Source organism: Hydrogenivirga okinawensis, assembly GCF_055385515.1.
Window position 1 is genome coordinate 793,983 of record NZ_AP042386.1, and the last position, 25,157, is coordinate 819,139.

At 49.8% G+C, this 25,157-nt stretch carries 28 protein-coding genes; 18 read left to right on the forward strand and 10 right to left on the reverse strand.

Annotated features, from left to right (window positions below):
* Positions 1–6: 6 nt before the first annotated feature.
* Positions 7–912 carry an AAA family ATPase gene (locus tag ACZ483_RS04585; RefSeq protein WP_464324994.1) on the reverse strand — a complete coding sequence of 302 codons (906 nt, stop codon included), beginning with the start codon at positions 910–912 and terminating at the stop codon, positions 7–9.
* 31 nt (positions 913–943) lie between these two features.
* On the opposite strand from ACZ483_RS04585, the gene ACZ483_RS04590 reads away from it, so the two are divergent.
* Positions 944–1,816 (forward strand): AEC family transporter, encoded by an 873-nt coding sequence (locus ACZ483_RS04590; RefSeq protein ID WP_464324995.1) that lies wholly within the window; start codon positions 944–946, stop codon positions 1,814–1,816.
* On the opposite strand, the gene ACZ483_RS04595 is transcribed toward ACZ483_RS04590, so the two are convergent.
* Entirely contained in the window at positions 1,813–3,564 is a 1,752-nt protein-coding gene (locus tag ACZ483_RS04595) for an ATP-dependent DNA ligase (protein WP_464324996.1), read from the reverse strand. The two genes, ACZ483_RS04590 and ACZ483_RS04595, sit on opposite strands and share 4 nt — an antisense overlap.
* A gap of 53 nt (positions 3,565–3,617) precedes the next feature.
* Here ACZ483_RS04595 and ACZ483_RS04600 point away from each other — a divergent pair, with 53 nt between their 5' ends.
* On the forward strand, positions 3,618–3,875 hold the full coding sequence (locus ACZ483_RS04600) for a hypothetical protein (RefSeq protein WP_464324997.1): 258 nt from the start codon (positions 3,618–3,620) through the stop codon (positions 3,873–3,875).
* Position 3,876: 1 nt separating this feature from the next.
* On the opposite strand, the gene ACZ483_RS04605 is transcribed toward ACZ483_RS04600, so the two are convergent.
* Positions 3,877–5,766 (reverse strand): NADH-quinone oxidoreductase subunit G, encoded by a 1,890-nt coding sequence (locus tag ACZ483_RS04605; protein WP_464324998.1) that lies wholly within the window; start codon positions 5,764–5,766, stop codon positions 3,877–3,879.
* A 70-nt stretch (positions 5,767–5,836) separates the two neighbouring features.
* On the opposite strand from ACZ483_RS04605, the gene ACZ483_RS04610 reads away from it, so the two are divergent.
* The 12 genes from ACZ483_RS04610 to yidC are packed head-to-tail and all read left to right on the forward strand — an operon-like array spanning position 5,837 to position 13,363.
* The gene (locus ACZ483_RS04610) at positions 5,837–6,325 is read left to right on the forward strand and encodes a DUF29 domain-containing protein (RefSeq protein ID WP_464324999.1); all 489 of its coding nucleotides are present in this window, start codon (positions 5,837–5,839) and stop codon (positions 6,323–6,325) included.
* Positions 6,326–6,380: 55 nt separating this feature from the next.
* Entirely contained in the window at positions 6,381–6,749 is a 369-nt protein-coding gene (locus ACZ483_RS04615) for a hypothetical protein (protein ID WP_464325000.1), read from the forward strand.
* Positions 6,750–6,759: 10 nt separating this feature from the next.
* The gene (locus tag ACZ483_RS04620) at positions 6,760–7,164 is read left to right on the forward strand and encodes a secondary thiamine-phosphate synthase enzyme YjbQ (protein ID WP_464325001.1); all 405 of its coding nucleotides are present in this window, start codon (positions 6,760–6,762) and stop codon (positions 7,162–7,164) included.
* Complete coding sequence (gene rseP / locus ACZ483_RS04625; protein WP_464325002.1) at positions 7,164–8,477, forward strand: RIP metalloprotease RseP; 1,314 nt, start codon at positions 7,164–7,166, stop codon at positions 8,475–8,477. Before ACZ483_RS04620 ends, rseP begins: the two co-directional genes overlap by 1 nt.
* Positions 8,478–8,494: 17 nt before the next feature.
* A complete protein-coding gene (gene ppa / locus ACZ483_RS04630) occupies positions 8,495–9,025 on the forward strand; it encodes an inorganic diphosphatase (protein WP_464325003.1) in 531 nt (176 codons plus the stop codon).
* Positions 9,022–9,993 carry a KpsF/GutQ family sugar-phosphate isomerase gene (locus ACZ483_RS04635; RefSeq protein ID WP_464325004.1) on the forward strand — a complete coding sequence of 324 codons (972 nt, stop codon included), beginning with the start codon at positions 9,022–9,024 and terminating at the stop codon, positions 9,991–9,993. Before ppa ends, ACZ483_RS04635 begins: the two co-directional genes overlap by 4 nt.
* A gap of 38 nt (positions 9,994–10,031) precedes the next feature.
* The gene (gene atpB / locus ACZ483_RS04640; RefSeq protein ID WP_464325005.1) at positions 10,032–10,691 is read left to right on the forward strand and encodes a F0F1 ATP synthase subunit A; all 660 of its coding nucleotides are present in this window, start codon (positions 10,032–10,034) and stop codon (positions 10,689–10,691) included.
* A 1-nt stretch (position 10,692) separates the two neighbouring features.
* A complete protein-coding gene (locus ACZ483_RS04645) occupies positions 10,693–11,100 on the forward strand; it encodes a hypothetical protein (protein ID WP_464325006.1) in 408 nt (135 codons plus the stop codon).
* Between the two features lie 14 nt (positions 11,101–11,114).
* Entirely contained in the window at positions 11,115–11,456 is a 342-nt protein-coding gene (gene atpE / locus ACZ483_RS04650) for an ATP synthase F0 subunit C (RefSeq protein WP_464325007.1), read from the forward strand.
* Between the two features lie 30 nt (positions 11,457–11,486).
* Positions 11,487–11,627 (forward strand): 50S ribosomal protein L34, encoded by a 141-nt coding sequence (rpmH, locus tag ACZ483_RS04655; RefSeq protein ID WP_464325008.1) that lies wholly within the window; start codon positions 11,487–11,489, stop codon positions 11,625–11,627.
* The gene (yidD, locus tag ACZ483_RS04660) at positions 11,628–11,834 is read left to right on the forward strand and encodes a membrane protein insertion efficiency factor YidD (RefSeq protein WP_464325009.1); all 207 of its coding nucleotides are present in this window, start codon (positions 11,628–11,630) and stop codon (positions 11,832–11,834) included. It abuts the gene before it with no gap.
* Positions 11,834–13,363 carry a membrane protein insertase YidC gene (gene yidC, locus ACZ483_RS04665; RefSeq protein WP_464325010.1) on the forward strand — a complete coding sequence of 510 codons (1,530 nt, stop codon included), beginning with the start codon at positions 11,834–11,836 and terminating at the stop codon, positions 13,361–13,363. Before yidD ends, yidC begins: the two co-directional genes overlap by 1 nt.
* Here the strand turns inward: yidC and ACZ483_RS04670 are convergent.
* Together ACZ483_RS04670 and ACZ483_RS04675 are read right to left on the reverse strand one after the other, a co-directional pair.
* Positions 13,332–14,291 carry a complex I NDUFA9 subunit family protein gene (locus tag ACZ483_RS04670; protein WP_464325011.1) on the reverse strand — a complete coding sequence of 320 codons (960 nt, stop codon included), beginning with the start codon at positions 14,289–14,291 and terminating at the stop codon, positions 13,332–13,334. The two genes, yidC and ACZ483_RS04670, sit on opposite strands and share 32 nt — an antisense overlap.
* The gene (locus tag ACZ483_RS04675; RefSeq protein WP_464325012.1) at positions 14,288–14,935 is read right to left on the reverse strand and encodes a Dph6-related ATP pyrophosphatase; all 648 of its coding nucleotides are present in this window, start codon (positions 14,933–14,935) and stop codon (positions 14,288–14,290) included. Before ACZ483_RS04675 ends, ACZ483_RS04670 begins: the two co-directional genes overlap by 4 nt.
* Before the next feature lie 12 nt (positions 14,936–14,947).
* Between ACZ483_RS04675 and ACZ483_RS04680 the strand changes: the two genes are divergently transcribed.
* On the forward strand, positions 14,948–16,090 hold the full coding sequence (locus ACZ483_RS04680; protein WP_464325013.1) for a hypothetical protein: 1,143 nt from the start codon (positions 14,948–14,950) through the stop codon (positions 16,088–16,090).
* Here ACZ483_RS04680 and ACZ483_RS04685 read toward each other — a convergent pair.
* Genes ACZ483_RS04685 through ACZ483_RS04695 form a run of 3 tightly spaced genes read right to left on the reverse strand, consistent with a single transcriptional unit; the run spans position 16,087 to position 20,219 of the window.
* Positions 16,087–16,671: a 3'-5' exonuclease gene (locus ACZ483_RS04685; protein WP_464325014.1), complete on the reverse strand. Its 585-nt coding sequence runs from the start codon at positions 16,669–16,671 to the stop codon at positions 16,087–16,089. The two genes, ACZ483_RS04680 and ACZ483_RS04685, sit on opposite strands and share 4 nt — an antisense overlap.
* 15 nt (positions 16,672–16,686) lie before the next feature.
* Positions 16,687–17,409, reverse strand: coding sequence for a 23S rRNA (guanosine(2251)-2'-O)-methyltransferase RlmB (gene rlmB, locus ACZ483_RS04690; RefSeq protein ID WP_464325015.1), 723 nt, complete (start codon positions 17,407–17,409; stop codon positions 16,687–16,689).
* The gene (locus tag ACZ483_RS04695) at positions 17,406–20,219 is read right to left on the reverse strand and encodes an AAA family ATPase (RefSeq protein WP_464325016.1); all 2,814 of its coding nucleotides are present in this window, start codon (positions 20,217–20,219) and stop codon (positions 17,406–17,408) included. The genes rlmB and ACZ483_RS04695 overlap by 4 nt, the downstream gene beginning before the upstream one ends.
* Before the next feature lie 115 nt (positions 20,220–20,334).
* Between ACZ483_RS04695 and ACZ483_RS04700 the strand changes: the two genes are divergently transcribed.
* Positions 20,335–20,943, forward strand: a complete 609-nt coding sequence (locus ACZ483_RS04700; RefSeq protein ID WP_464325017.1) for a TetR/AcrR family transcriptional regulator — start codon at positions 20,335–20,337, stop codon at positions 20,941–20,943.
* Positions 20,912–22,414: a hypothetical protein gene (locus ACZ483_RS04705; RefSeq protein WP_464325018.1), complete on the forward strand. Its 1,503-nt coding sequence runs from the start codon at positions 20,912–20,914 to the stop codon at positions 22,412–22,414. Before ACZ483_RS04700 ends, ACZ483_RS04705 begins: the two co-directional genes overlap by 32 nt.
* A gap of 90 nt (positions 22,415–22,504) precedes the next feature.
* Here the strand turns inward: ACZ483_RS04705 and ACZ483_RS04710 are convergent, their stop codons facing one another.
* A complete protein-coding gene (locus ACZ483_RS04710; protein ID WP_464325019.1) occupies positions 22,505–22,684 on the reverse strand; it encodes a hypothetical protein in 180 nt (59 codons plus the stop codon).
* Between the two features lie 26 nt (positions 22,685–22,710).
* On the opposite strand from ACZ483_RS04710, the gene ACZ483_RS04715 reads away from it, so the two are divergent.
* Positions 22,711–24,879 (forward strand): BadF/BadG/BcrA/BcrD ATPase family protein, encoded by a 2,169-nt coding sequence (locus ACZ483_RS04715; RefSeq protein ID WP_464325020.1) that lies wholly within the window; start codon positions 22,711–22,713, stop codon positions 24,877–24,879.
* A 100-nt stretch (positions 24,880–24,979) separates the two neighbouring features.
* On the opposite strand, the gene ACZ483_RS04720 is transcribed toward ACZ483_RS04715, so the two are convergent.
* Entirely contained in the window at positions 24,980–25,138 is a 159-nt protein-coding gene (locus ACZ483_RS04720; RefSeq protein ID WP_464325021.1) for a hypothetical protein, read from the reverse strand.
* Between the last annotated feature and the right edge of the window lie 19 nt (positions 25,139–25,157).

Genomic DNA, 25,157 nt, shown 5'->3' on the forward strand with positions numbered 1-25,157 from the left:
TCTATTTTATCTTGGAACCTCAACCCTCTGCAGGGCTTCCTTCAGAGCCTCCTCTTTGTCAATACCCTCTCGGACGACAAGCCTGTGGGCTAAAACGGAAGGTGCGGTTTCGAGGACATCTTCGGGAACGACGAAGTCTCTTCCCTTTATGTAAGCCAAGGCTCTTGCACACTGAGCCAAGTGTATAACTCCCCTTGTGGATATTCCTAAGAGGATGTTGGGATCGCTCCTCGTCTGGAGGGCTATCGAAACTATGAAGTCTGCCACCTCCGGAGATACGTAAATCTTCTTCACCTCACCTATAGCCGATAGAATCTCTTCTTTCTTGACTACTCTCCTGACGGTTTCCACTCTCTCCAACGGGTTTATCCCCATAACTATATCCCTCTCCACCTCGGGATCTGGATAGCCCACCGAGACCCTCATCATGAAGCGGTCCATCTGGGATTCGGGGAGCGGATACGTCCCGTAGTGCTCTAAAGGGTTCTGGGTCGCTATTACGAAGAAGGGTTCAGGGAGAGGGTAGGTTTTTCCATCGACGGTAACCTGCCTTTCGGCCATAGCCTCCAATAGGGCGCTTTGGGTCTTTGGAGTAGCCCTGTTTATCTCGTCAGCGAGAACGACGTTGTTGAATATCGGTCCCTCTTTAAAGACAAACTCCTTATTCCTCTCGTCGAAGATCGAGGTTCCCGTTATATCTGATGGGAGAAGATCGCTCGTGAACTGAACTCTCGAGAAGCTAAGATCCATAGCCTTGGCGAGGGAGAGGGCAAGGGTGGTCTTACCTACGCCGGGTATGTCCTCTATGAGAAGGTGCCCCCCTGCGAGGAAACAGGTCAGTGCCCTCAGGACTACCTCCTCCTTCCCCCTAACTATCTTTGACACTTCTTCAACAACCGCTCCCACATCCATGCCCGATAGCTAATGATATACTAAAACCTCCATGCCCGACAGGGTTCTCTTCGTAGCCCTAATATTCATTATTGCCTACATTCTGAAGCTCACAGGCATTTTCAGGGAAGAGGACTCGAAGGTGTTTATAAACTATGTAATTTACTTCTCACTTCCGGCTCTCGTTCTCCAGAAGGTAAGGGAGGTTTCTATTGGCGAAGAGACTTTCAGCGTTGTCCTCGGAGCTTGGGTAGTCATACTCCTCTCCCTTCTGCTTTCCCTCCTTGTAGGAAAGTTCTTTGGTATGGAAGGAAAAACACTGAGATCCTTCCTGCTCGTGTCCTCCTTCGGGAACACCGCCTTCGTAGGCTACCCCTTCACCTTCGCCTTCTTCGGAGATGAGGGCCTTCGTTACGCCGTTCTCTACGACCAGCTCGGATCCTTCCTCCTTGTTGTCTCCGTGGGGTTCTTTATAGCCACAGGTAGGTTTTCCCTAAAGGAGATCCTGACCTTTCCCCCTTTCAGCGCTCTCATCTTAGCCTTTCTCCTGAGAGGTGCAGAGTTACCACCGGTTATCTCCTCCTTCCTCGAGATTTCGGGAAAGTCGCTCATACCGGTAGTCCTCTTTGCCATAGGACTCAGGTTCTCCCTCTCCCACGTTCTCGGCTCGATAAAGGGGGCTACGCTTTCTATCTTCTTAAAGATGCTTTTTGTTCCCTCCTTAGTTCTTCTGATCCTTAAATTCTTTGAGCTCGACGACCTTCACTACAGAGTGATCCTCTTGGAGAGCTCCACGCCACCGATGGTGATGGCGGGAGTTCTCGCCATAAGGTACGGTCTCGACGAGAAGCTCGCTTTATCGGCGATAACCTTAGGGATAGCGGTGAGCTTTCTTTCTGTTCCCTTGCTGATGAGCCTGCTTTAGACCGCTCTGTACTGCTTCTGCTGGAGGAACATCTCTACTATCTCCTGCTCCGTTGTGGCGTCCTCGGGTCTCTTGTCGAACCTGTACCTGCCGGTAAATCTCGGAAATCTAAGCCCCAACCCCCTGCTTGGCTTGATCTTGTCCCACGCGCAGGTGTGAACGGGACTGTAGGTTAGCTCCGCACCCGTTATCTCGAGAACAAGGAAGGGCTCGAACCACATATCGGTGGAGAGGATTGAGTTCACCCTCGGGTGCTTGTGGTCTATCCGATGTTCTTTAAGGATCTCGTCGAGCTTCTTGAAATCGTCTTCGGTGAAGCCCGTTCCCACCTTACAGACGGTTTTGAACTGGTCGGCTTCGGGATCGTAGCAAGCCATAAGTAAAGATCCAAAGTATCCCGTCCTCTGTCCCTTTCCGTAGAAGGCGCCGACGACTACAAGATCAAGGGTATCTGCCAGATGGGACTTGTAGTCCCTCTTGTACTTTATCCACAGAAAGCCCCTCTTGCCCGCCTCGTAGATGGAGTTCTCCGCAAGGGACTTACAGACGAGTCCCTCACATCCGTCCTCTATAGCCTGATGGAAGAAAGCTTCGAGATCCTTCACGTTGTCGATTATCTTCCTCTCCGCCAAGTTTATCCTGTCGGTGGTTTTTACGACTTTTTCTAAAATGGCTCTCCTTTCGGGATAAGGTTTTAACGTCAGATCCTCACCGTCGAGGTAGAGAATATCGAAGAGGAAGCCCGCAACGGGATACTTGAGGATGTGGAAGCGGGTTACGTACTTCACCTTCCTGTTCATGAGAACCTGAAAGGGTTGTATCTGTCCGCTCGCCGGATCTATGACCACACACTCGAGCTCTACTATAAAGTCGTGGGGTATGGACTCCTTGAGGAACTCTATCAGATCGGGGAACTGGTGGGTTATGTTCTCAAGCCTCCTCGAGTAGAGCCAGAACTGATCCCCCTTTCTGTGAGCCTGTATCCTCTCCCCGTCGTACTTATACTCCGCTCCGCACTTCCCGCCAAGCTTTTTGAGTATGAGGGAAGGGATCGCCATCCTCTCCGCCAACATCGGTCTTATGGGTCTTCCTACTTCTATCTTTACCGCCTTTATCCCCTCGAGTCCTTTCTCCACCAAGATCCTCGCAACGTAGCCGAGATCCGAGCTTAGGTTGTAAGCCCTCTCTATGTGCTGTCTGTTCCTCTGATCTCCCGTGAAGGCGATGGCGAGGGCGTCCATTATTGTGTTGTCTCCTATACCGAGCCTGAGCCGTTCCGTTACCGTCCTGAGGAGGTACTTGACCTCCAAGGGGGTAGCCTTAGAGAGAAGCTTCATAAAGAGCTCAGACTTCTTCCTCAGGGCTCCCACTCCTGAGGTCTTGGCTATCTCCAAGAGGGTGTCATAAACCTCCTTTACGGAGAGCCTCTCCTTAGGTTCTATCCCCCTCTCCTCGTAGAGCCTCTGTCCCGCATCTCCCAGATCACCGAGCTCTATGACCTTCTCCTCTACTGCATGCTCGTCCACTCCGAGAACCTGGGCGAGCGCCCTTATCGCGAGCTTCTCACCGAAGTTGTAGTCGAGTCCGGAATATTCCGGGGCTATCCTTCCTACCGAGAGATAAACCACCTCGTCTATAAGTTCCTTTGGAGTTTCTTTAAACAGATCCACGAGGAGCTGGGTCATCTGGATCCTGCTGGTGGTCTCCTCTATCCTCTTGTAAAATTCGGCGAGTCGGAGGTATTCCATAGGGATAGTTTAGCAGAGTGGTTTTTGCTTGCTCTTCACGATAAATTATTAGCATGGCGGATGTAAAGGAGATAGAGAGAACCAGGCTTGAGGAGAAGGTGGATCATATATATCAAGAGGTTCAAGAGTTGAAGAGAGATGTTAAGGAGCTTAAGGATGAGATCCATAGGGTCGAAACTTCTCTGCGTGAAGAGGTTCATCGACTTGATAAGAAGTTTACTCTTCTGATACTTGTTTTAATCTTTCTCGTAGTTTTCCTCAATCAAAACGCCCTCGAATTTATCCTTAGAGTTCTGGGCTTTATGAAGTAACTTAAACCTTATACTCGCTCACTTCCCTATTTTTCTCGTACAACTTCGTCAGGTTCTCGCTCCTTGAGGTGATCCAGTTGTTCCTGTAAAGGTGAAGCTCGGGTTTCTGGGGAGGATAGGTCTCTCCCTTGAGAACCTTTATCTCTCCCTCTTTACCTTCGAAGCTCTCTTCAAGGTTCTTCCAGAAGGATATGTCGTCAAAGGACCACGGGAGGAACTTTCTTCCCTTTACTTCTCCGAAGAGGATCGTAAAGGTTCCCTCGGTTTCTCCCATCAGAGCCATCGGTATCTTTACGGTCGCTCTCGCCGCTACTCCCGTTTCGTACGGGGAGGCGACTATCAGATGCTCAAGTCTGTCGGCGAGCTGTTCGATTACCTCCGGAGGGTAGTAGTCTAAGATGTCCTCTCCGAATAGGACCAGGGTATTGATCTCTCCCCTCAGGGCGGACTGGATAACCGCGTCTATGTCCGAGTAAATGTCCTTTATCCTCTCGTAAACTCCGTAGAGATTTCCGTCCTTGGGAAGGAGAAGTATATTGTGTCCCTTGTCGGAGAGCTCTTTAAGTTTCCTTCCTATCTCCTTAGCTTCCTCACCGCCGAAGGCGGTCGTTCCGACAACTATAACTCCTTTACCTTCGAGTTTTTCAATATCTTCAAGATTTATCTCTTCGGGCTCGAACTTCTCGTCCCTGATACCTTTTCCGACTCTGTAAATCTTTCCTTTGGTGTAGTAGGTCAGGACTGCGGCGGTGGAGGTTATGTCCTCCCCGATGAAGACGTAAAAGTCGGCGTTTTTTACCTCCTCTATCGTCGGAGGTCTGTAATCTCCGAAGGGGTCTCCGATCTTGAAGAAGTCGGCGGTCTGGGGTGCGGTGATGTAGCTGTTTGTTGCTTTGGCAATTCTCACGACGCTGTCTATTATCTCGTTGGGAAGGTATCCCGACAGGACGAAGGCTGTCTCCCTTTCATGGACTCCGAGGATAGAACTGAGGAGGTTCACGAGGTTTCCGACGCTCTCCTCCCTTCCGTGGGCATAGGGTTTGAGGAGTCTGTCCACGTTGAGGGCGTCGTAGCCGAAGAAGGCTTTTGCACAGATGTTAAGTTCCTCGGTGGGCTTGGTTCTATAGACCTTCCTCTTAGATCTCCAGTCTCCAAGACCGAACTCTATCTGAATCTCGCATCCTACGGGACAGAGGTTGCATACGGTAGTTTCCCTCTGAAGGAGCCAACTCCTTGACCAGTACTTGAAGGGCTTGGATATTATAGCTCCAACGGGGCAGACGTAAACGCATATCCCACACATCTCGCAGGTAGAGGTGTCCATAGGTCTGACGGTGGGAACTATATTTGAATCAAAGCCTCTGCTCTCCACGTAGAGGGCGTGGGCACCGACGATCTCGTCGCAGGCTCTCGTGCACCTGTAGCAGACCACACATCTGTTGGAGTAGTACTCAAGGAAGTCGCTCTCCCAGTCGTGCTCCTCCCTCTCCTTCTCAAGCGCCGATATAGGAACGACCTGCTTCTGGGGTCCGTATATAGCCCCGAAGTTCTGAAGATCACACTCCCCCGCCTTGTCGCAGATGGGGCAGTCTAAGGGGTGTCTCGTCATAAGAGCCTGAAGGAGGTACTTCTGGTTTTCCCTGACCTGCTCGCTCGTGCGATGGGTTCTTATAACCATTCCATCTTGAACGGGGGTGTTGCAGGATATTACGAGCCTGTTTATGTTCTCCCAGTAAACTACACACATCCTGCAGGCTCCCGCTATGGAGAGCTTAGGGTGATAACAGAAGTAAGGGATGTCTATCCCGTTCTCCAATGCCGCCTGAAGAACCGTCTTCCCCTTCTCGACCTCTATTTCCCTGTCATCTATGACTATCTTCACCTTCTCCATCACAGACCTCCGTGCAAACAACTGACAATTCTATCATCAATTTAAGCTGTAAAACCCTATATTTAATTCCATGAGGACGATTAGTAAGGAAGAGCTTAAGGAACTTTACGATAAGGACTTCCCCCTGTGGGTTGATATTAACCTCCAACTCCTTAAGGAGAAGGCTTACGACCTCGTGGATTGGGAGAACCTTCTTGAGGAGATAGAGGATATGGGAAGGAGATACCTTGATGCGTGTATAAGTTACCTTGCAATAATTTTAGAACATCTTTACAAGTGGGATAATTTCAGGCAGATAGCAGGAGGTAAGCAAGCCGGGAAAGGATGGATAAAAAGCATTTACAATGCCAGGGATGAAATAGAAGTAATGTTTAAGCGTTATCCCAGTCTGAGAAATAAGTTACCTGCTGAGCTTGAAAACGCATGGATTGAGGCACGTAAGGAACTCTACAAGTGGCTAAGAAACAACGACTACGATCCTGAGGACTTCAACATCCCAGAGGAGTGTCCCTACACATACGAATCCGCTATGACGAGGGATTTGAAGAAGGAGTTATGAAGAACAGGTTCATTGCTCCTTGAACTTTTATATCACTACCTTATAGTAATAAGTCATGATCAGGAAGCTGAAAGAGATATTCTCCAAAAAGGAAGAGACGGCGGAGCAAAGAGAGGAGACCAAAGAGAAAAAGTCTCAGGAACAGACACAGGAGCCAGTGCAGGAGGAAAAACCCAATAGGAGCGTAAGACCCCTTCTGCCCCACGAGCTCGAGATCTTTAAGAAGGGAATGGGGATAACCCCTCACAACTACTGGACCTGGGCGAGCAGGACGAAGAACTTTAAGCTATACACCGACGGAGAGTACGTCTGGGTGGAAGGCTACGAAGAGCACATAGGTAAGCAACTTCCCCTTACGGAGCAGAGAGCCTGGAGCTGGGAGTTCATAAGGAAAAGACTGCAGGATTTCGGGGGCGAAGGTTAAAATACTCTCCATGACGGAAACTATCAGGGTGAGAACCACCAAGCACACGAGCATTGTGAACATAACCCCTCAGGTGAGGGACGTGGTAACCCGTTCGGGTGTGAAGGATGGAATATGCGTAGTTTACGTCCCCCACACGACCGCCTCCGTTTTCATAAACGAGGGAGCGGATCCCGACGTGGTGAAGGATATAGTCTATATGCTCGAAAAGGTCATCCCGTGGGACGATCCCAACTACGAGCACGGAGAAGGGAACTCGGCGGCTCACATCAGGAGTGCCATAATCGGCAACTCGAGGATAATCCCGATCGTTGACGGAAAGCTCACCCTCGGAACCTGGGAAGCCATATTCTTGGCGGAGTTCGACGGTCCGAGGGAGAGAAAGGTCATAGTTAAGGTCATCAAGGAGGAGTGATGGAAACTCTCTTAGCCTTCTTAGTTCTCGTAGGTATCCTCATCTGGTTCCACGAGCTCGGACATTTCCTCTTCGCCAAGCTATTCGGTGTTCGGGTTGAGGTCTTCTCGGTTGGCTTCGGACCTCCGATAGTGGCTAAGAAGTGGGGAGATACTGTATATCAGGTGGCGGTGATACCCCTCGGTGGCTTCGTAAAGCTCTACGGAGAGGAGGAAAAACTTGACGATCCCAAAGCCTTTTCCTCTAAGTCTCCCCTTCAGAAGATACTTATAGCCTTTGCTGGACCCCTCTTCAACATAATCCTGACGGTCTTCCTCCTTACAATCGTTTACTCCGTAGGCGTGGACGTTCCTAAGTACATGAAGGAACCGGCGGTTGTAGGCTACGTCGAAGAGAACTCCTGGGCTCAGAAGGTGGGGATAAAGCCAGGAGACAGGATAGTTAAAATCGGAGAGGAGGAGATAAAGAAGTGGGAAGATGTGAGGACCGCCGTAATTCGGCAGGCTTTGGAGGGTAAAGGAAAGACCATCGTAGTGATAGAGAGGAACGGAAGGACACTCTCCCTGACCGCAGAACTCCCGAAGCTCGAAACTGGTCAGGAGAGTCTCGGTATAAATCCTCCATTACCGCCCGTCGTGGGGAGGGTCTTTGAGGAAATACCTGGCGTCGGTCCCTCTCCTGCCCACCAGATAGGTCTGAAGCCCGGAGACAGGATAGTGAAGATAAACGGAAAGGAGGTAAGGAGCTGGTACGAAGCGGTTAGGCTGATAAGGGAGAGCGGAGGAGTCGTTAGGCTGACTATAGAGAGGAACGGAAATTTAATGGAGAAAGAAGTAGTTCCCGCCATTCATCCGAAGACCAAACAACCCGTTCTCGGAATCGCTCCAAAGGTAGAGACTTACAAAGAGTCAAAACCCCTCCGGGAAGCCCTCGTTATGGCTGTGGATCGGACCAAGGAGCTGTTCCTCCTGACCTTCAAGGTTCTTGGAGGGCTGATCACGGGAGCCATATCCATAAAGACCCTCGGGGGTCCCATAGCGATAGCCCAGTTCGCCGGTCAGGCGGCGGAGAGCGGACTCGTCCCCTACCTTTCCTCCATGGCTTTCATATCCCTCCAGTTGGGTATCTTCAACCTCCTACCACTGCCGGTTCTCGATGGAGGACTGATACTCCTGTTCCTTATAGAGATGTTCAGAAGGAAGCCCCTGCCGGAGAAGTTTAAAGAGTACTGGCAAAAGGTTGGGTTTGCCCTGATAATCTCCCTTATGGCTTTTGTGGTTATAAACGACATCCTCAGACTTATAGGAAAATAGTTATAGGAGGTGAGAAGATGAGTCTCAAAGACATACCTCCCGGAAAGAACCCTCCCGAAGACATCTACGTTGTGGTCGAAATCCCTCAGGGGAGCGGTATAAAGTACGAGGTGGACAAGGAGACGGGAGCGGTCTTCGTTGACAGGTTCCTCTTTACCGCCATGTACTATCCCTTCAACTACGGCTTCATACCTCAAACCCTTGCGGACGACGGCGACCCCGTTGACGTCCTCGTCATATCGAGAGAGGCGGTTGTCCCCGGCTCGGTCATAAGGTGCAGACCCATAGGGATGCTGGAGATGAGGGACGAGGAAGGGATAGACACCAAGCTGATAGCGGTCCCCCACTCGAAGCTCGATCCTACCTACGAGAACGTAAAGACGGTAGACGATCTCCCGGAGATAGTTAAGGAGAGGATAAAGCACTTCTTCGAGCACTACAAGGAGTTAGAGCCGGGCAAGTGGGTCAAGGTCGAGAACTGGAAAGGCGTTCAGAGCGCGATAGAGGAGATAAAGAAGGGGATAGAGAACTACAAAGCAAAGGCATGAAGGAAGAGGAGATTTTAAAAAGCGGGAGAAGAGTAATAGAGGAAGAGATAGAGGGTCTCAAACGTCTGAGGGACTCCTTAGACGAGAACTTCGTAAAGGCGGTTGAGCTTCTACTCTCCTGCGAGGGAAAGGTGATCCTGACAGGAATAGGCAAATCTGGACATATAGCGAGGAAGATAGCCTCCACCCTATCGAGCACAGGAACACCCGCTCACTTCCTTCACCCCTCAGAAGCCCTCCACGGAGACCTCGGCGTCATAGACAGAGGAGACGTGGTCGTTGCTATCTCCAACAGCGGGGAGTCGGCGGAGGTGGTGGAGCTTATACCCTACATAAAGATGCTCGGAATTCCCCTCATAGCTGTAACCAACAGGAAGGACTCCACCTTAGCCAAGTACAGCGACGTTCATCTCTTTCTAAACGTTGAGAGGGAAGCCTGTCCCCTCAGGCTCGCACCCACGACCTCCGCAACCGCTACCTTAGCCCTTGGAGACGCCTTAGCCATGACCCTCGTGGAACTCAGAGGATTTACTGAGAGGGACTTCGCCCTGAGACACCCCGCTGGAGCCTTGGGAAGGAAGCTCAGGCTCGTAAAGGATCTCTACCACACTGGTGAAGAACTACCGGTTGTAAAGGAAGAGGAGCCGATGAGAGAGGTTATATTAGAGATGACCTCCAAGGGCTTCGGAGCAACTTCAGTAGTAGATGAGAGCGGAAGGCTCGTGGGGATAATCACCGACGGGGATCTCAGGAGGTTTGTGAGAAAAGGAGGGAACTTCGACATCAGCGTTGCGAGAGACGTAATGACGAGGGATCCCAAAACCGCAAAGCCCGACGAGATGGCTTTAGAAGCTCTTAGAAGAATGGAGGAACACAAAATAACCGTTCTGATAGTGGTGGACGAGGAGAATAAACCCGTCGGGATAATCCACCTTCATGACATACTGAGGGCGGAGATAAATCTCTGATTGTGTTATAATCTTTCCCCCGAAAAAGGAGAAGGAGAATGGAAGGGATAAGCTACAACCACGTTATACTGGGCCTCGTTTCTATGGGAATATCTACTGGCTTGGTTCTCGCCGGAGGCAAGCCTTCGATAAAGCCTACCAAGTTTCAGGCTCTCTTAGAGGGCTATCTGAGGTTCGTCAGGGGTATGCTCCTTGACAACATTGGGGAAAAGGGTTTGAAGTACACCCCCCTTATAGCTGCCATGGGGCTCTTCATCTTCTTTTCCAACCTTCTCGGTATGGTTCCCGGGCTCGAAGCCCCTACCGGAAACATGAACACCAACCTTGCGATGGCGCTGACCGTGTTTTTGTATTATAACTTCGAGGGCATAAGAGAGCACGGCTTGGGATACTTCAAGCACTTCCTTGGACCGATACCTCTTTTGGCTCCCTTCTTCTTCGTTGTGGAGATAATATCCCACATAGCCCGTCCCATAACCCTCTCCTTGAGGTTGTTCGCCAACATGAAGGGAGGAGCCATACTACTCTTGGCTCTCGTCGGAATAGCTATTAAAAATCCCTTTACGATGGCTCTATCTCCCATTGCGCTGGTTTTCATCGTTGCTATAAAGTTTCTTGCGGTTTTTATACAGACCTACGTCTTTATGATCCTCTCCGTCGTTTACCTTGCGGGAGCGGTAGTTCACGAGGAGCATTGATATGGCGATAGTTCTGGTTCTTACCGATTCTTCAGCGGAGTGTGGCAAGGCTCTCGAAACGTTAGCGAAGTATGGAGAAATGCTCTCTACAGACGTGGAGGTTCTACTTATACTCGAGGACATATACAGACTCGAGAAGGCAAGTATATCCCTTGGCGTTCCTCTCCCTCCCGATACGGTAAGCTCTGCAAAGAAGAGGCTTACCGACAGGGTAAGGCATCTCTGGAGGCATATAAAGGGAGAGGAGGCTGAGATAAAGATCACCTCGATAGCGGGAGATCTGAAGGAGGAGGTGGTTAAGTTCGTGGGAGACAAAAACCCCGAGATGGTTCTGTGGGGCTGTCAGCCCAGTGCCAACCTCTGCAGGGTGATAGACGAGATTAAGGTTCCATCGCTGATAATAAAGTGAAAGGAGGTACAGGAATGAAAGGAAAGGCACTCGCCGCTCTTACAGCGCTGATGCCTGCACTTAGCTTTGCAGCTGAAACAGGGGCAGGCTCTTCCGACAGGGCTCTCTTCTATGGGCTGCTGGCTCTCGCTGCAGGACTCGCTATAGGTCTCGCAGCCCTCGGCACGGGTATAGGTATGGGTCATGCCGTCAGGGGAACTCAGGAGGGCATAGCGAGGAACCCCAACGTGGGTGGAAGACTTCAGACGATAATGTTCATAGGTCTCGCCTTCATCGAAACTCTCGCTCTTTATGCGCTCCTCTTCTCCATAGTCTTCGTGTTTACGGGAATATTTACGGGTAAGGCGGGCTTCTGAGTCCCGCCTCCCTTTGAGGAGGTAGCCTGAATGCCGGAGGCTCTGAAACCTCACATATCGAACAAGAAGAGGAAGAGGAAGAGTGGCTTCCTTGCCCGTATGAGCACGAAGGCGGGCAGGAGGATAATAAAGAGGAGGAGAAAGAAGGGAAGGAAGAGGCTCGCCCCTTAGATGAGGTGGTTTGTCATAAAGCTCCTGCACTTCTGGCAGGCTTTTATCTCTCCTCTTTACCCTCCGAGCTGTAGGTATTATCCTACCTGCTCCCAGTATGCAATAATGGCTGTTGAGAAGGACGGAGTGTTGAAGGGACTTTTGAAGGCTCTCTGGAGAGTTCTGAGATGTAACCCTTTATCTAAAGGAGGTGTGGATCTACCTTGATGCCCCAACAGCAGGGACCCGATCCCAAGAGGATATTCTTGGCTATGACCCTCATAGCCTTCCTTATATTGAGTTTTGAGCTCTTCTCTTCGTACTTCTTCAAACCCCCTCCCCAGCAAACTCAGGCTAAGAGGACGGAAAAGGTAGACATACAGAAAGAAGAACCCAAGGAGAATATTGAGAAGGAAGCTGTCCCTCAACTTATGCTCGGCACGACGAGGGAGAAGAAGGTATCCGGGGAAACTCTTAAATTCGAGTTCGGGGGCTTTTCCTTGGAGGTATCTCCAGTAGGAGGGAGGATAGTTCGCTTCGTGGATAGGGAGTTCGGCTTCGACCTAATAACGGAAGCAGAGAGAAAATTGAACGTCTTCCCCTTAGAGGTTTATACAGGAGATCCCCAGCTCGACTACGATATCAACTTCGGTAACTACGACATCGAAAAGCGAGGTAACAGGCTCATTATGAAGCTCAAGAGTGAGAAGGTAAAGTTAATCAAAGAGCTCGAATTTAAAGACTTCTACTTCCTTCTCAAAATAAACACCGATCTGAAAAGAAGAGTTTACATCCTTGCCGGAACCCATCCCTTCGAAAAGTCCTTCTACACCCACGAGGGTCCGGTTCTGAAGATAAACGGGGAAGTGATAAGGGTTGATCTCGATGACATCCAGGGAAAGCAGAGCTACGAGGGAGTGATAGACTTTGCAGGTGAGGAGAGCAGGTACTTCTTCAAGGGCTTTAAGGGGAAGATAGACAGGGTCGTCGTCGATAAAGTGAGTTATGAGAAGGAGGGAGAGAGAAAGTTCGTTAGCTTCACCTACGCCGAGTACAGGGAACCTCTAACGCTCTACATGGGAGCCAAATACTACTCGAGGCTCAGGGAGATAGGTCTTGGAGACGTACTCGATTACGGTATGCTTAGGATAATCGTTAAACCTCTCTTCGTCTTTATGTACTGGGTTTACGAGCACACCGGTAGCTGGATAGTATCGATAATAGTCCTCACCCTTATTCTCAGGATAATCTTCTTCCCTCTGAACTACAAAAGCATGACCTCCATGATGAAGCTCCAGGAGGCAGCGCCCAGGCTCGAGAAGATAAGGAAGAAGTACAAGGACGACCCTGCAAAGATGCAGGAAGAGATGATGAAGCTATACTCAGAGATAGGCTTCAACCCTATGAGCGGATGTCTTCCTATCCTCGTCCAGATACCGGTATTCTTTGCCCTCTACAAGGTTCTCATAATAACTGTGGATCTGAAGCTCTCGGGCATGCTATGGATACCTAGCCTCGCTGACAAAGATCCTTTCTATATTCTGCCTGTAGTCATGGGGCTTACGATGATACTCCAGCAAAAGCTATCTCCGAGTCCCGATCCGAAGCAGAACATAATCATGTACATATCTTCCGTAGCCTTCACCTTCCTCTTTGCCAACTTCCCCTCAGGACTCGTTCTCTACTGGACGGTAAACAACGTCCTCAACATCGGTCAGAACTACCTTATAAAGAACGTGATCCTTCAAAAGAAGTGATATCTTTGTACCCTTCCAAGGACCATCTCAGGGATTCTTCGTAGGGGGTAGGATCTTTGCCGAGAACTTCCCTCACTCCGTTCGGTACCGCATCTCCGAGGACACCGCACACGTTGTCCCTCCACATCATGAGGATCTGATCGGAGGAGAAGGGAGGGGGTTGAAGTATAAGTTCGGCGACCTTCCCGAGATAGTACATGACAGTTTTAGGAACAGGGATCATGAAAACTCTCCGGTTCCAGCGAGAGAAGATGTCTCTGAGCAGTTCTCTAAAGGTAACTACTCTATCTCCGCAGAGCTCAAAGATCTTAGCCTCGGTGTCCGATCTTTCGAGAGCGGCAACGAAGCAATCCGCCACATCTCTGACGTCCACAGGTTGGAATCTGTAGGAACCTCCACCGGGGAGAGCGACCACCGGGATCATTCTCGTTATCTTGTCCATATCGTAAAAGAGCCTCTGCTCCGGTCCAAGAATTATGGAAGGTCGGAAGATCGTGTAGATTATCCCGCTCTCCATAAGGGTCCTTTCAGCCCACCTCTTAGTTTGGTGGTATCTCGAAGGTGCGTCGTCATGCGTTCCGAGGGAACTCATGTGAACCGCTCTATTTATACCGAGCTCAGAAGCCACCTCGTAGAGGTTCTTGGAAAACAGGTAGTGAACCTTCTCGAAGGTTATCCCCTTCCTCCTGCTTTCTAAAAGTATTCCAATCAAATGAACAACCGCCTCAGGCTTCGCTCCTTCGATAGCTCTCCTTACAGAACTCCTATCGGAGAAGTCCACCTTAAGAACTGACACCTTATCGCCAAAGAGTCTCCTCGCCTTTGCTTCGTTCCTCACTCCCAGGATGACTTCATGATCCTTCTCGAGGAGTTTCCTGACTATATATCTTCCGACAAATCCTGTTCCTCCCGTAACGAACACCCTCATTCCATTACCTCCAGATCTATACATTCATAATAGGATCTCCTGAACTTTCTTCCCTTCTTAATCTTAAGGCTAAAGCCCTTCCCCTCGGTTACGAATGTCTGGTACTCTCCATTCTCACCGCCCATGGACAGACCCCTTCTCCGAAGTTCCTCCACGATCTCCCAGCTCAGATATCTCCCGAGAATACGTGTAGGAGTCTTCCTTACGCGCCTGCAGATTATCAGAGGCTTCGAGACCTTAAAAACTTCTGTGAGGATAACCTCATCAGCCATACCCCAAAGGGGGAAGACAGCCCTTATTCCAAGCTCGTCGCACACACCCTCGAGGAAGGTTCTGTGCTCCCACAGGCTCACATCTCCGAATACGCCCACTTCAACTTTGAGACCCTTGAGCACATCGATCAATCTCTTTCGAAAGTTTCCCTTCCTCTTGCTGCCGTAAACCGGAAGGAAATCGATCTCGAGCGCGCCCAACTGTTTCCTCACGACATCTTCCCGCAGATAGCAACCTACCAGCCTCCTACTCCTCTCATCGACGTAGGAGAGCCCGCAGATTATCTTAAAACCCCTCTCCCGAGCCTTCAGGAGAGAAAGGTAACTCTCCTTTCCACCGCTCCAAAGGATGAAAGAAAGTGTAGTTTGCACGATACTTTAATTATGGAAAATTCGCTTGAGAGCTGGGAGGGATACCTTAGGAATTACGAGAAGAAGTTCGTCTTCACCGCCCTGAAGGTAGGTTCAGCTTTAAAGGTGGAGGCAAACTCCGAGGAGCTCAAGAGCTTCTTCATAAACCTTTACAACCAAACCTTCTTTTCGAAAGATAGGGATCTATCGAGCTGTGTAGAGGCTATAGAGAGAATGAAGAGAAAGGGCGTCGATCTCAAGTTCATAGCCACAAAAGCCTTCATGCTCCTCGTGAGCGACTTCGCTGTCCAGTGCTTCCATAAGGAAAGTTCCTTCGAATCTCTACAGGAACTTATAAAAAGGATAGAAGAAACGCTCAGCGCCTGCGTACCGAGAGAGGAAGAGTTAGAGAACGTTGGCAAAATAGTAAGGAAACTGATCTCCCACAGGGAGAGACACTTCGACTTCAGCGACGTGGATCCTGAAAGTGAAGCTCAGAGAAAGATACTGAGAAGGTTTTCAGAGCTTTCTAAAAGGGGTGAAAGGATCGAGCTGTTTAATCTATACAAGGGGCTGCACATAAGAAACCAGTTCCCCGTATTGACGGTAGGAAGGGAAGGAGTGCTTGTCGAGGTAAATCCTACTCACTTAGGTGTTCTCGCTATAGATAGATTCACGATTGTCAGACATCCTCTGTTCAAAGGATCCCTGATTGCCGAAGTGAAGGCTATAGATCCGAACGCCAAGAGAGTAAGACTCTGGAGGTTCAAGGAGTACGAAGGGAAGGAAGAGAGGAGGACCTCGGTAAGGGTGAAACCGAAGGATTTAATAGAGGTGTACGTAAAAAGCGAGGGTGGTATTAACCTGAAAGGCTACGTGTTGGATATATCCCTGGAACATATAAACCTTTTTGTCCCTGCCAAGGAACTCCCTTTTAGCGAAGGAGAACGGCTCGAGCTGAGCATGGAGTTGGAGGATTGCAGAACTAAATCTCTTATGCAAGTCACCACTGAAGCCAGTGCCTTTTCAATTAGAAATATCAAGGGTGGAAAATCGGTGGTCTTCTCCCTCAGACCAACGCCCGGAGAGGAGGCGAAAATATCGGTCTACATATCCTGCCGCCAAAAGGAGATAGTAAGAGAACTGGCGGACTACGTAAAAGAGTACCTTTCCTAAAATCTCCCGGTCTTTGAGAGCCTCTTTATAGAGAAGTAATCTCCTATACCGTAATTGCTCCAGAGGAGGTTGAGAAGTTTTAAGAAGACCTCTGCCGTCGTAAGAGCGTCGTCTAAGGCTCTGTGGAGTCTATCGTAGCGTATGCCTAAGTGGTCAGCTATATCCTTGAGAGAGTGCTTCGGAAGGTTCGGCAGGAGCTTCCTCGAGAGCTGGAGGGTGCAGATGTGAGGTCTCCTGAACTTCTCGCCGTAGTAGAGGCGGGTGTACTTGTCTATAAACTTCATGTCTTGCGATATGTTGTGTCCGACCACGATGCTGTCTCCTATAAACTCCAGGAGTTCTGGGAGAACCCTGTTTATCTTCGGACTTCCCACGAGCATGGCGTTGGTTATGCCTGTTAGCTCCCTTATTCTTTCGGGAATGAAGAACCCCGGATCCACAAGGCTCGAGAAGGTCTCCGTTATAACTCCTCCTTCTACCCTTACCGCTCCCACATCTATGATTTCCGATCTGCTTGTGTCAAACCCGGTCGTCTCCAAATCTACAACGACAAAAACGCTGTCGAGGAGATGTTCTTTCATAGAGATATGATAATCTCAAATCACCTTTCTAACAGCCTCCCACATGGCTATCGCTCCCGCCGCTCCCACGTTCAGGGAGGTAGTCTTTCCCTTCATTGGGATCGTAAGAACCTCGTCGGAGATCTCGAGAACGGATCTCGAAACCCCCTTATCCTCCGAACCCAAAACGAGGGCGCAGGGAAAGGGAATTTCGAACCTCCTTATATCCTTACCTCCCTTCTCTATAGAGAAGATCCATCCCCCCATCTTCCGAAATTCCCTAAGAGCCTTTGAAAGACTCGATACCTTTGCTATCTTGAGGTGAAAAACAGCACCGGAGGAAGCCTTGACCACCGTCTGGTTTACTGGTGAGGTCCTCTCCTTAGTTATAAGAGCTCCTACGCCCCCGAGAACCTCACAGGTTCTCAGGAGATTCCCTACGTTCTGGGGATCTGTGATATGGTCTATCGCTATAAAGAAGGAGTTTTTATCTATCGTTTCTTGAAAGAGCTCCTCAGGAGAGACATAGTCTACGGGACTCAGGAGAGCCACAATCCCCTGAGTCTTCTTAGTTCCCGCAAGCTCCTCAACCTTCTGACGGGATATCCTCTGGACCTTTACACCTTTCTCCTTAGCGAGCTTAAGGAGTTCCCTTGGAGGGCGAGAGTCGTGGGCTACATATATCTTCTCTATCTCCCTTCCTGCTCTAAGAGCCTCAATTATAGGATTCCTTCCCCAGATTACGAACTCTTTACTCACACCCTTTCGATTATACTCCTGACTATCTCCTTCTCCAAGGGAGAGCTTATCTTGGGAATGATTGTCTCTATGACGGTAGTTTTAGCATCGCCGTATTTCTTCAATCTTCTTGCACACCTTATGGTGTCCCTTATGGAGAAGACGAACTCAACCGGCTCCTCCGACTGCTGGGTCTGGTAAGCCCTGTAAGCCCTCCTTATTTCGTTGGCTATCTTGAGGAGTTCAAAGAGAAGGTTTATCTCGTGTTCCCTCTCGGAGGTTCTCAGTTCCTCCCCCCTCGCCGTCTTTACATCGTTCACCACTAAATACCATAGGTAGGTGAAGTCCTCCTTGTTGAGAGGTGCCACGTGATCCATGTAGTCCTTGAGGATTATCGCCTCGTCGGGATAGTAGAAGCCTCTCTCGTCCTGAAAGGGTGGGTAGTCCACGTACATCACGTCCGCCCTCGACTTTATGTCCTGAGGGAGTTCGGAAACACCCAGGTAGTTCTGAGGGTTCATACCTCCTACAAGAATAACGTCGGATCTCGCCTTAACCACCTCTCCGTAGGATAGAACTAAGTACCTCCGGTAATCGAAGAGGGGGTTGAAGATCTTAACAAGGGAAGGGGGGAGGGTGTTTATCTCGTCCAAGTATATGACCGCTCCGGGCGTTTGGAGAGCTTTGACGAGATCCGAATAGACCCTTCTCGTTCCCCTCTTGGGGTCGAATTCATAGACGAAGGTTATGTCCTCCTTCTCCATCTTGGAGTTGCAGGGAACTATAAAGAGAGGTCTGTTGGTCAGAGCGGAGAAGACCTCTACGAGGAAGTTTTTACCTACGCCCGCATCTCCTTCAAGAATGAGTATTCCCTCCTCGTACTCGAGCTGTTCCTTTACTAAGGAAGTAAACCTCTCGAGGTTCTGGACGAACCACGGGGTCTCCTCGTAGGATACGAACTCGGGAACCCTCGGCTTCTCGGTAGAGCAGAGACCATTGAGATGTCTAAGATACCTGTTGACCCAAGAGGGGAAGTGCTTCAGCTCCTCCTGAGTTAGGATGTTGTTGTATCTCTTCGGCTCTGCTATCAGTCCGTCCTCTCTCTCGAAAACGAGCCTCCCAAAAACTTTCCCATCCTGAAGGACTTTGTCCTCCACCTTTATGCTCCACCTTAGCTTGACAGGCTGGTATTTGAACCTCGGGAAGCTCTCCCTTCCGAACCTGACCTCCTCTTCACCGATCTGGATGGAAAAGGTTCTGAGCCTATCTTCGATTATCTTCTCTTGAAGGGTTCTGACGAGCCTCTCGGTAGCGGAGTTGTACATCTCTCTGGGTAGCTTAGATATGAAGGATCTCGCCTCCTTCACCTCCCCTAAAGCCTCGAGATCCCTTATGTCGGTAGTGTGAGCCTCCCTGAGAGCGAGCCTGACCTTTTCTAAATGTCTCTCTAATTCCTTCTCGAAGTACTCTTTAACTTTTTCTTTAAGACTTTCGAGCCTCTCTTTCCAATCTCCTTCCGCACCCGAAAGCCTGTCCTCCAAGAGCCTGTAGTCCTCTCCTGTGATCTCTCCCTTCCGTAACTTTTCCTCTATCCTGTTTACGAATATCTCGTAAGCTCTCCCTTCTATTTTCTTCCTTGCCTCCGCGGTCAGTTCTCTTACCTTCCTGAGGGGTATGTCTATCCTGTCGAGTTCGAGGAACTCCTTTATCTTTGTAAGCTCCTCCTCCTCAAGGGTGCTTTTGAGCTTCTTGGAGAACTCTTTAAAGAGCTTTTCGGCATTCTTAATTATCTGCTTCTGTCTCTCCTTCGGGTAGAGGAAGTCTATGAGGTTCGTCTCGAGCTTCTCTAAGTAGTAGAGCCTTCTGTCCTCCGCGTCCTCATACCTTGAGGTGTATATACTCCCGTCGGGAGAAACCTTCACGATGCTGTAGCCGTATCCCTCTAAGAAGCCGAGGAACTCCTTGGAAGAGAGGTCGTACACACCGAGCCTGTTCTCTTCAAGATCGGCAGTGAAGAGAAACCTCCCTTCCGGAGAGATGTCTAAAGTGGAAATAGGATTTTCTAAGGATAGTTCCCCTTCAACGTTGTCCAAGTTCGGATCGTAGATGAATATCTTTCCCTCGTTGTTGTCCGCTACAAAGAGCTTCTCCTCGAAGTTGGTCATAGCCCTCGAGGGAGCCCAGTTAAGCTTTTTTAAAAGATTTCCTCCCATACTGAAGATGGCGGTTCCCTGAGTTCCTCCCAAAGCGAGCTTACCGCTTGGCAGTATCTTTATGACCTTGAGATCTCCTATCCCGGAATCTCTGTATATGAAGGTGCTCTTGAAGTCCACCGTCTCCTGAGAGAGATCTCCACCGAGGTCTATTGCATATACCTTCTCCCCCACAACTCCGAAGGCTAAGGTTCCGTTCCTTATGTCGAGCCCCCCCGTGGGACGCAATCCCTCCTGAGATATCCTGACTGTCTTCCAGGAGGAGAGATCTTTCAGTTCGTTCAGGTAGTAGATGGCAAGGTAGGGAGGCGCAACTATGCCAAGGTACTTTCCGCTGAAGACTATGTCGGTAACCGACTGGGAAGGTGGCCTTGCCGGGAGCCTGTGGAGCTTTCCCTGCCAGTCGTAGAGCTGAAAGACTCCGTACCTTCTCCCTACGAGTGTCCAGTAGCCGTCGTCGCTTGAATCTACAGCCTCTATCCAGTACTCCTCTATCTTGGCGTCGGGGTCCCGCTCTATATAATCCGCAAGATATAGTTTGAGTTCTCCGAACTCGTAAATCTCTCTCTGACCTTTCCTCTCTTCTCTTTTACCTACAAGCTTTCCCAAAAACTTCATGAAAATATGGTAATCAAAAGAAGGGTTTATAACTATGTTTTAGACACATGTGAAGACTTGATGATCAAAATCATAAAATCTGTGGCATTATAGTCTATGCTCAAATTAGACTGACATGTCAGTTCATACGAGAGGGAAGCTTATAGAGGCGGCTAAGAGGGTATTCTCTGAAAGGGGGTACTACAACGCCCAAATATCCCACATAATAGACGAGGCGGGAGTAGCAAGAGGGACATTCTACTTATACTTCAAGAGCAAGGAAGAAATACTCCGTGAGCTCCTGAAGGAGGTTGTGGCGGAGCTAAGGGAGAGAATAAAGGTAATAGATCTTACTAAGGACCCTGTTGAGCAGGTTATAGAAAACATAGCCCGTGTCCTTGAGTTTACCTTAGAAGAGAGGGAGTTAGCACGGATAGTCCTTCAGAGAAATTGTGACCCCGGTCTATTTGAAATTATAGAGGATTTCATGGAAGAGGTTGTAAATATGATTAAAAGCTCCTTGGATAAGGGAATAAGACTCGGACTTATAAGGGAATGTGATACGGAAGTTGTGGCAAGGGGAATAATGGGAGGTGTAAAGGAGATAATAATCGGTCTGCTCGATAAAGAAGATGTGGATGTCTATAAGGTCGCAAGGGAGATAATCGATTTTGGGACGAGGGGAGTCTGGAAAAACACGGGAGGTGAGAGCCATGGAAATTTTGGAGCATTACAGGGCATATAGACCGAGACCTTTCAAGAGGGAGGAGAGGGAGAAGGTTACGCTCGTTTACGGGGGACTCACCTGGAAACACGAGAAGCTCATAAAGGGAGCCCTTGAGAACATGGGCTACAACGCCGAGCCCCTTCCAAACATAGAGAGACATGATCTCGACATAGGGAAGGAGCTTATAGACACGGGAGCCTGCTGCCCGACCACCTTCACCGCGGGAAACCTCGCCCGCTTTCTGAAGGAGAGATCGGAAGAGGAAGGAAGGGAGGTGGTGAAAGACAAGTATATATTTGTAACGGTAGGGGCATGCGGTCCCTGCAGGTTCGGGCAGTATCACGAGTCCTATGAAAGGGTTCTTGAGAACCTTGACATGACCGATTTCAGACTCTTTCTCCTTGATCTCCTCCAGATGGAGCAGAGCGAGGGAGGACTCGAGATAACCATGCCCCTGACCTTCGGTCTAATCTACGCGATGTTCATCGGAGACCTGATGACAGATATGGAGTATGCGGTGAGACCCTACGAAGTTGTCCCCGGTGAAACCGACAGGGTTTTGAAGGAAAGTATGGAACTACTGTATGAAAAGTTTAAGAAGAGACCGCTTCGCGGTGAGAAGTGGGGATCGCTCCTGTGGCACATCACAACTCCCTACTTCGTAAAAGCTCTGAGGGAGGTTATGGAACTCTGGGATGAGATCAAAGTTGACAGACTCAGGGTAAAGCCGAAGGTGAAGATAACCGGAGAGTTCTGGCTACAGACCCACGAGGGGGACGGAAACTACAACATAAAGAGGTGGCTCGAACAGGAAGGAGCCGAGGTAATCCCACCTCCGATAGCAATATGGATGGACTACCTGATCCACATGGAACTCTGGAGGATGGAAGAAAACAGAGATTTCGTGGAGAAGTTCTGGCTGAAGAAGGCAATCGTGAAGCTCCTACTTAAGCTCTATCACTTCACCTACAACAGGTTGAGAAGAGCCATGAACAACATTCCTAATCAACTCCCTCCTCAGGAAGAACTGAAGAGACTTGCAAAACCCTACTTCCATTTCCGTCTCGCCGGAGGAGAGGGACACATGCTAATAGGTAAGGCGCTCTACGCCCACCTCAACAAACACGCCCACATGATATGCGAACTCTCCCCCTACGGGTGCATGCCCAACACCATGTCCATAGGTGCGATGCAGGCGGTATTGGGTAAGTATCCGGACCTACTCTACGCTCCCATTGAGATAAAGGGAGATGCAGAGGTTCACGCCCTATCAAGGTGTCAGATGATACTAACCGAAGCTAAGAAACGCGCCCAGAGGGAGTTTGAGGAGGTTTTAGAAAGAACAGGACTGGGCGTGGAGGATATTAGAAACTTTGAGGAGGAGAGACCCGAACTGACCAAAGCTACCTACAGGATTCCCCACTACGGCTACGCGGGAACTTCCGCCAACTACGTGATGCACGTGGCTAAACTGATGGGGAGAGCTTAGGATGTTTTTTCAAAAAGTCTCGTGGTTACAAGGTATATTAACATCAACCCCAAGGTTCCTAAGACCGCAAGTAGCAGGACCATCTGATCATCACTCATCTCTTCGCCCTCTGATTAATATAGCACCGACAAAGACATTGAAAAGTCCGAGAAGGAACACAACAACGAGAGTTTCGTTGGATATCCTCTCCGATATCTTCAGAACGACCAAGGCAACCATAAGACCTATTCCGAAGTTTCTGAAGCTCTCCGCCCAATACCTCCTGAGCACATCACCAATTATCACGGAGGGATAAGATGATCTTAGGACTGGACGTAGGCTCGACTACCTGCAAGTACGTTCTCATAGATGAGAAAGGGAAGATAATAGACAAGAACTACGAGAGGCACAACACCAAGCAGGCGGAGAAGGTCCTTGAGTTTTTGGAAAGGTTAGAGAAGGAACATGGACTCACTCCGGGAAGGGACAGGGTCTATATAACGGGTTCGGGAGCGGGAATCATAGGGGAGATGATAGGAGCCCGCTTCGTTCAGGAGGTTGTTGCGGTCGCCACCGCCGTTGAGAAGCTCCATCCGGAGGTGAGATTCGTCTCGGAGATAGGTGGGGAGGACATGAAGACCATATTCTTCCATGGAGAGGGGGACAAGAAGACGAGGCAGGTCTTCATGCAGAGCGCCTGCGCCGGCGGGACAGGAGCCTTCATAGAGAAGTCGGCGAGGAAGTTGGGAATTCCTCCCGAAAAACTCTCCCAGATGGGTTATCTCGGCTACCAGCTCCACAAGGTAAGCTCCAAGTGCGGAATATTCGCCGAAGCGGACGTGAACACCCTCGTTAAAGCGGGGGTTCCCGTTGAAGAGATAATAGCGAGCCTCTTTGAAGCGGTTGTTTATCAGAACCTCGCCATACTCACGAAGGGAAACACTCCGAGACCTTACGTCCTTCTCTTGGGAGGTCCGAACCTCTTCTTTAAGGGTCTTCAGGAGGCGTGGAGACACCATCTCACGAGACTCTGGAAGGAGAGGAACGTTCCCCTTCCGGAGGGTAAAGATCCTGAGGAGTTGATAATCGTTCCCGAAAACGCCCTCTACTACGCCGCCTTGGGGTGTGCCTTCACCGCCATGGGTGAGCCGGAGGACAGCGGACTTTATAAGGGAATGGATAGGCTCAGGTGGTGGGTTGAGGAGGGACAGCATAGGCAGAAGGAGAAGGAAGGAAGAAAGGGACTCTGGAAGACCGAGAAGGAGCTTGAGGAGTTCAGGAGGGTTTACGAACCGCAGGTCTTCGCCTACAGGAACAGGAAGCCTTACGAAGGTAAGATTGAGGAGGTAGTTATAGGTTGTGACTTCGGTTCTACCACCGCCAAGGCGGTCTGTCTGGCTAAAAATAAAGAGGTTCTCTTCTCGGTCTATACGCTCAGCAAAGGAAATCCCATAGAGGATGCCAAGTTCCTCTTCAGGAAGATAAAGGAGAGGATAGGAGACGCTAAGGTTCTGGGAGTCGGGATAACGGGATACGGGAAGGACCTTCTCAAGGACATCATAGGTGCTGATGCTCCTATAGTGGAGACCGTTGCCCACGCCACCGCGGGACTCCACTTCTTCCCCGATGCGGACTGCATCTGCGACGTGGGAGGGGTGGACGTAAAGATAATAATCCTCAGAAACGGTGCGGTTGTGGACTTCCGACTGAACTCACAGTGCAGTTCGGGAAACGGAGCCTTCCTTCAGGGAGTTGCGGAGAGGTTCGGGATCCCCCTTGAGGAAATAGCGGAGCGAGCCTTCTCCGCCCGTGCCATGCCCACGCTCACCATGGGTTGCGGCGTCTTCCTGCAAAGTGATATAGTGAACCAGCAGAGGAAAGGATGGAACGCGGATGAAATTCTTGCAGCCCTCTGCTGGGTTCTTCCCCAGAACGTCTGGATCTACGCGGGGAACATAACCAACTTCAAGGAGATAGGAAGGAAGTTCATCCTTCAGGGAGGGACCCACAGGAACCTCGCGGTGGTAAAGGCTCAGGTGGACTTCCTGAAGTCAAAGATTCCCAATGCGGAGGTGGTCGTCCATCCCTATTCGGGTGAGGCGGGAGCGATAGGTGCCGCTCTCATAGCCCTTGAGAACTGGGAGAAGACGGGAAGGACGAGGTTTAGAGGGTTTGAGACTATAGAGACTCTGGAGTATAAGAGCACCACTTCCGAGGATACGGTCTGCAGGTGGTGTCCGATAGAGTGCAGGAGAACCTTTATAGACGTGAAGCTCCCCGGAGGAAAGGGAAGACCCTGGTCCAAGGTTCCCCTCCCGGAAGGTTGGGTGAGGATAATCGTGAACAACTCCTGTCCAAAGGGACTCGTTGAGGACAAAAACGAACTGAAGGCTATAAAGGAGGAGATGGAAGAGGTGAAAAGAAAGTTTCCCAACGTCGCCCAGTTCGTTCAAAAGGAGGCTTTCAACGCGAGGGTGGAGGTCTAATGGGAAGGCTTTTCCTTCTTTTCTTCGAGCTTTATCATAGTCAGACCAAAGAGACCCATGAGCACTATAAACACCACAAAAAGCCACATCGGTTCTATCATCATTCATCACCCCCGCTCTTTGGTAATATAAACCAAAGTATTAAACCGAATGCCTTTATATCAATGTCGTCGGATATAAACCTGCCTATTATTCCTACGATAACGGCAAACTTTGCCACGTCAAAGAAGAACTCCCCTAACTTTTTCCTCCTCAGCACCTTCCCGATTACATTAGGA

Excerpts from the sequence above, each read along its gene's own strand:
- rpmH (WP_464325008.1), top strand. The coding sequence starts at position 11,487 with ATGCCGGAGGCTCTGAAACCTCACATATCGAACAAGAAGAGGAAGAGG.
- ppa (WP_464325003.1), top strand. The coding sequence starts at position 8,495 with ATGAGTCTCAAAGACATACCTCCCGGAAAGAACCCTCCCGAAGACATC.
- ACZ483_RS04615 (WP_464325000.1), top strand. The coding sequence starts at position 6,381 with ATGATCAGGAAGCTGAAAGAGATATTCTCCAAAAAGGAAGAGACGGCG.
- ACZ483_RS04670 (WP_464325011.1), bottom strand. The coding sequence starts at position 14,291 with ATGAGGGTGTTCGTTACGGGAGGAACAGGATTTGTCGGAAGATATATA.
- ACZ483_RS04705 (WP_464325018.1), top strand. The coding sequence starts at position 20,912 with ATGGAAATTTTGGAGCATTACAGGGCATATAGACCGAGACCTTTCAAG.
- ACZ483_RS04635 (WP_464325004.1), top strand. The coding sequence starts at position 9,022 with ATGAAGGAAGAGGAGATTTTAAAAAGCGGGAGAAGAGTAATAGAGGAA.
- ACZ483_RS04685 (WP_464325014.1), bottom strand. The coding sequence starts at position 16,671 with ATGAAAGAACATCTCCTCGACAGCGTTTTTGTCGTTGTAGATTTGGAG.
- ACZ483_RS04585 (WP_464324994.1), bottom strand. The coding sequence starts at position 912 with ATGGATGTGGGAGCGGTTGTTGAAGAAGTGTCAAAGATAGTTAGGGGG.
- yidD (WP_464325009.1), top strand. The coding sequence starts at position 11,628 with ATGAGGTGGTTTGTCATAAAGCTCCTGCACTTCTGGCAGGCTTTTATC.
- ACZ483_RS04605 (WP_464324998.1), bottom strand. The coding sequence starts at position 5,766 with ATGGAGAAGGTGAAGATAGTCATAGATGACAGGGAAATAGAGGTCGAG.
- ACZ483_RS04595 (WP_464324996.1), bottom strand. The coding sequence starts at position 3,564 with ATGGAATACCTCCGACTCGCCGAATTTTACAAGAGGATAGAGGAGACC.
- ACZ483_RS04600 (WP_464324997.1), top strand. The coding sequence starts at position 3,618 with ATGGCGGATGTAAAGGAGATAGAGAGAACCAGGCTTGAGGAGAAGGTG.
- ACZ483_RS04610 (WP_464324999.1), top strand. The coding sequence starts at position 5,837 with ATGAGGACGATTAGTAAGGAAGAGCTTAAGGAACTTTACGATAAGGAC.
- atpE (WP_464325007.1), top strand. The coding sequence starts at position 11,115 with ATGAAAGGAAAGGCACTCGCCGCTCTTACAGCGCTGATGCCTGCACTT.
- ACZ483_RS04590 (WP_464324995.1), top strand. The coding sequence starts at position 944 with ATGCCCGACAGGGTTCTCTTCGTAGCCCTAATATTCATTATTGCCTAC.
- ACZ483_RS04620 (WP_464325001.1), top strand. The coding sequence starts at position 6,760 with ATGACGGAAACTATCAGGGTGAGAACCACCAAGCACACGAGCATTGTG.
- ACZ483_RS04715 (WP_464325020.1), top strand. The coding sequence starts at position 22,711 with ATGATCTTAGGACTGGACGTAGGCTCGACTACCTGCAAGTACGTTCTC.
- yidC (WP_464325010.1), top strand. The coding sequence starts at position 11,834 with ATGCCCCAACAGCAGGGACCCGATCCCAAGAGGATATTCTTGGCTATG.
- rseP (WP_464325002.1), top strand. The coding sequence starts at position 7,164 with ATGGAAACTCTCTTAGCCTTCTTAGTTCTCGTAGGTATCCTCATCTGG.
- ACZ483_RS04645 (WP_464325006.1), top strand. The coding sequence starts at position 10,693 with ATGGCGATAGTTCTGGTTCTTACCGATTCTTCAGCGGAGTGTGGCAAG.
- ACZ483_RS04680 (WP_464325013.1), top strand. The coding sequence starts at position 14,948 with ATGGAAAATTCGCTTGAGAGCTGGGAGGGATACCTTAGGAATTACGAG.
- atpB (WP_464325005.1), top strand. The coding sequence starts at position 10,032 with ATGGAAGGGATAAGCTACAACCACGTTATACTGGGCCTCGTTTCTATG.
- ACZ483_RS04700 (WP_464325017.1), top strand. The coding sequence starts at position 20,335 with ATGTCAGTTCATACGAGAGGGAAGCTTATAGAGGCGGCTAAGAGGGTA.
- ACZ483_RS04695 (WP_464325016.1), bottom strand. The coding sequence starts at position 20,219 with ATGAAGTTTTTGGGAAAGCTTGTAGGTAAAAGAGAAGAGAGGAAAGGT.